Here is a 3484-nt window from a genome sequence, read left to right as displayed (position 1 = left end):
TGATTCTTGATACAAAAATTATTTTACGCTTCCTGGCAAACGACCATCCCGAACACTCCGCAAAAGCAAAAAGTTTTTTCGGGCAAGCTGTTAGTGGTGACGTTATTTTACATCTGTCCCCAATTGTATTAGCTGAGTGTGTGTATGTTTTGAAAGGGAAATTATACCAATTGACACGAAATGAAATAGCTGATTTACTTACCAAGCTTTTAGAAATCCAAGGAATTATTTCCCAAGAAAAAGACGTGCTATTTTTAGCATTGAGCATTTTTGCAAAATACAACGTTGACTTTCCAGATGCTTACTTGGCTGCTAAATCTGAATTTGAGTCAAAGGCTATTGCTACATTCAACAACAAAGACTTTGATAAAATAGGTGTAAATAGTATTGGTCCTAGTTAATTTTACAATCAAAGTTTCTATGTCAAAATTGAAGTTTTGAGAGGATTGGGGAAGGGCACCGAGCAGGCGCCTTTCCTTTTTTAATATCGATTCAAGACAACGCTATTAAATGATTTATTAATTTCCAAATATTATTTATTAATCCTTAATATTGGAATATATTATATGTGAAATAACAAACGATATACGCGGACTAAACGCATAGGCTGTAAAACAGCAAAGGGAGGAGGAAGTAAAGGTGCTAAAACGAAGCTTACAGACTTTTGTTTTTCTAGTAATCTTATTTGCATTCAGCATGACGGCGTTAGAATACGAATCACAAATCCCGGACGGGGCAAAAAAATACGCGGATGAATATTTTCCAAAAATGATTACAGGCTTATATGAAAATCAGGATGATCCGGCCCTTTATGGGCTAGAGAAGGAAAGGGGCGAGATTACTTTTGGTCCATTGCACCCGGTTTACTCTTTTACAGATACGTTTAGCGGTGTAGAACCGGCAAATTTATGGATTTCCACGCCTGGCGATCTAGTTCCAGTATGAAATTATTCGAACTGCAGTTCCAAATAAAGCAGACTTATGACTAGAAAAGCGATGATATGCTGAGTGGAACAGACTCCGGCGGTGGCTCGGCAACAGGGGGAGATAGCATCAGTGTAAGAACCGGCGGGAATGAAGGAAGTATTTTCAGTTGGCTTCTGGCACTTGGCGTTATTCTGATTGGTGTCTTGGTGGTAAGGAGAAAATATAAATTGTCCATATAGTAAATCTACAGAACCTTTTAAAAAGGGAAGGGCACCAAGCACGCTGCCCCTCCCCTTTTTTTGGAAGATCGATTCAAGACGCCCTGCCCCCGCGGGCTTTTTCCGGCTCCGGCGCGGGGAGCGGGAAAAGCTCGCTCAGCTTCATTGTGCGGCCGAACTCATCCTTGAACAGGATGTGCTCGCGCGTAAAGCGCTTGGGACTGTCGATGCCAGCCGCCGCCGCCAGGGCGAAGAGCGAGGCGCGCATGCTGATGATGTAATTCATCACCCGCCATTTCTTCTCTTCCGGCACGAGCGCATCCTGGTACTTCGGATCGGTCGTGGTCACCCCCGCGGGGCAGCATCCGGTGTGGCACTGCAAGGCCATGATGCAGCCGTTGGCCATCATGAAGCCGCGCGCGGAGTTGACGGCATCCGCTCCGATCGCCAGGGCTATCGCCACCTTGTCCGGGGTGATCAGCTTTCCGGAGGCAAAGATGGCAAATTTCTCCCGGATCCCGTACCTGCAGGCGGTATCGACCAAGGTGATCAGGCCGGGGATCAGCGGAAGGCCCATCGAATCCGCCATCGCCTTGTACGTAGCCCCGGAACCGCCCTCGCCGCCGTCCACCGTAATGAAGTCGGGGAAGACGTCCATACTGATCATCGTTTCAAAGAAGGCTTCCAGGGAATCCTGCTGTCCGATGACGATTTTGATTCCGACCGGCTTTCCGCCCGCCTCCTGCAGCGTGCGAATAAACTGCAGGGCCTCTTGCGGGCTTTTTAAAAACGAAAAGCGGTTTGGCGAGTTGATCGTCTTGCCGATCGGCACCTTTCGCACGGCGGCGATTTTGGCGTTTACCTTGGAGCCTTCCAGGTGCCCGCCCCTGATTTTCGCCCCTTGGGCAAACTTCAACTCGAAGGCCTTGATATTCGGCTTCGCCGCCTTTTGCAGAAATTCGTCCAGGGAGAAGTCGCCGTTTTCATCGCGGTAGCCGAACAGCCCCGGCCCGATTTGGGCCACGACGTCGACGCCGGAAGCGAGGTGCTCTGCAACGACGCCGCCTTCCCCGGTGTTGATCCAGGAGCCGCCGGCCATGGAGGCCCCGTAGCCGGTCGAGAGGATGTAGTTCTCCCCGACAGAGCCGTACGAAGTCGCCGACGCGCCGAACATGCCGCTTAACTTCCACGGATGCTTTCTGTCAGGGCCGACAATCAGGGCGTCTTCGTCAGGATACAGCCAAGGCGGAGTTTTGTCTGCGACGACCTTTTCCTTGCGTTTAAAGATGCCTTCGTGCTCGATCACGTATTTTCGAGAGTTGACCAGTTCCTCGTTTTTTACCTTCAATTCTTCCGACAGCAGGGGAAACATGCTGTTGGCGATGTAGTAGCCCGACTGGTCGAACGCCCTTTTGGAGCCGAAGCTGATCAGATCAGTGCGGTACTTGGCAGCGTAGATCAATCCGATAAAATCATAACGTGAAAAGGGCTTGCCGGCATTGTCGTCATCAAACCAGTACTGTCTGAATTCCGGCCCCAGTTTTTCCAGCAGGTATCTGATCCAGCCAAGAAAGGGGTGGGAACGGATAATCGAGTGATGCGTTTTTTTGCCTTTCAGCAACAAGATGAGTCCGCCAACGACCAATGCGATGACAATCAGGGCGACGATAACGGCGACGACAGAAATGCCGATCAGCGCCATCTCTTTCAGCATGCAATCCTTCCTCCTTACCCCGCGGGAAAATCTCGAAAGAAAGGCGTCCGGCTAACCGTATTTCGCTGGTTAGTCCGGCGCCTTTTTCCACATTGTAACACAGTATGGAAAATTCGAAAGAGGGTAGAGAATCGTACGCTTGTTACATCTTCGCATGATGGTCTTCAGGTTGGCGGAAACGGTCCCACAGGTTTTCCGCTTCGTATCGACCTGTACCCCGGCGCAATCCGCGGTACACCATCAAAAGAGAAAATCCCCGTCAAAGTGAGCAGCATCACGACTGGCGCCAGCAACGTCATCATCGTATGGCTTCCTCCCGTCCAGCGATCTGGTGAGCGCTTGTTCCTAAGCCCGGCTGAGTACTTTCTTGACACCCTCTGCCGACCTGTGCAAATCCTGCAGCTCGGAGGGCAGCCGCTCCAATTCGATGACTTTTTCTCTCCAAGTGTTTCTGTAAAAATTGAAGAGCCTTTGACGGAGCAGAAGAACCTGCCATTCCCTAGTAAACCAGAAAACGATTGGCGATTTTGCCAATAAACTACTAAGGAATACACACCGCCATGTCTATATAATGAATCTATCACGTACTATTCTTCCGACCGCTGATAGGTGGTCGGCTTTTTTT

4 protein-coding genes are annotated in these 3484 nt (G+C 49.6%); 2 read left to right on the top strand and 2 right to left on the bottom strand.

Annotated elements, in window-relative coordinates; genetic code table 11:
- Both HGBM_RS09165 and HGBM_RS09160 read left to right on the top strand, forming a co-directional pair.
- Positions 1–401: type II toxin-antitoxin system VapC family toxin (locus HGBM_RS09165; RefSeq protein ID WP_019120801.1), on the top strand; the 401-nt coding region annotated here is incomplete at its 5' end.
- A gap of 238 nt (positions 402–639) precedes the next feature.
- Positions 640–945, top strand: a complete 306-nt coding sequence (locus HGBM_RS09160; protein WP_019120800.1) for a hypothetical protein — start codon at positions 640–642, stop codon at positions 943–945.
- A 294-nt stretch (positions 946–1239) separates the two neighbouring features.
- Here the strand turns inward: HGBM_RS09160 and HGBM_RS27075 are convergent, their stop codons facing one another.
- The gene (locus tag HGBM_RS27075; RefSeq protein ID WP_019120798.1) at positions 1240–2859 is read right to left on the bottom strand and encodes a glutamate synthase-related protein; all 1620 of its coding nucleotides are present in this window, start codon (positions 2857–2859) and stop codon (positions 1240–1242) included.
- A 164-nt stretch (positions 2860–3023) separates the two neighbouring features.
- Entirely contained in the window at positions 3024–3161 is a 138-nt protein-coding gene (locus HGBM_RS30310; RefSeq protein ID WP_019120797.1) for a hypothetical protein, read from the bottom strand.
- Positions 3162–3484 lie beyond the last annotated feature (323 nt).

Origin of the sequence: Brevibacillus massiliensis (assembly GCF_000311785.1) — a bacterium.
GTDB lineage: Bacteria > Bacillota > Bacilli > Brevibacillales > Brevibacillaceae > Brevibacillus_C > Brevibacillus_C massiliensis.
Note: the sequence above shows the minus strand (reverse complement) of the source record. Positions and strands in the feature narration are given on the sequence as shown.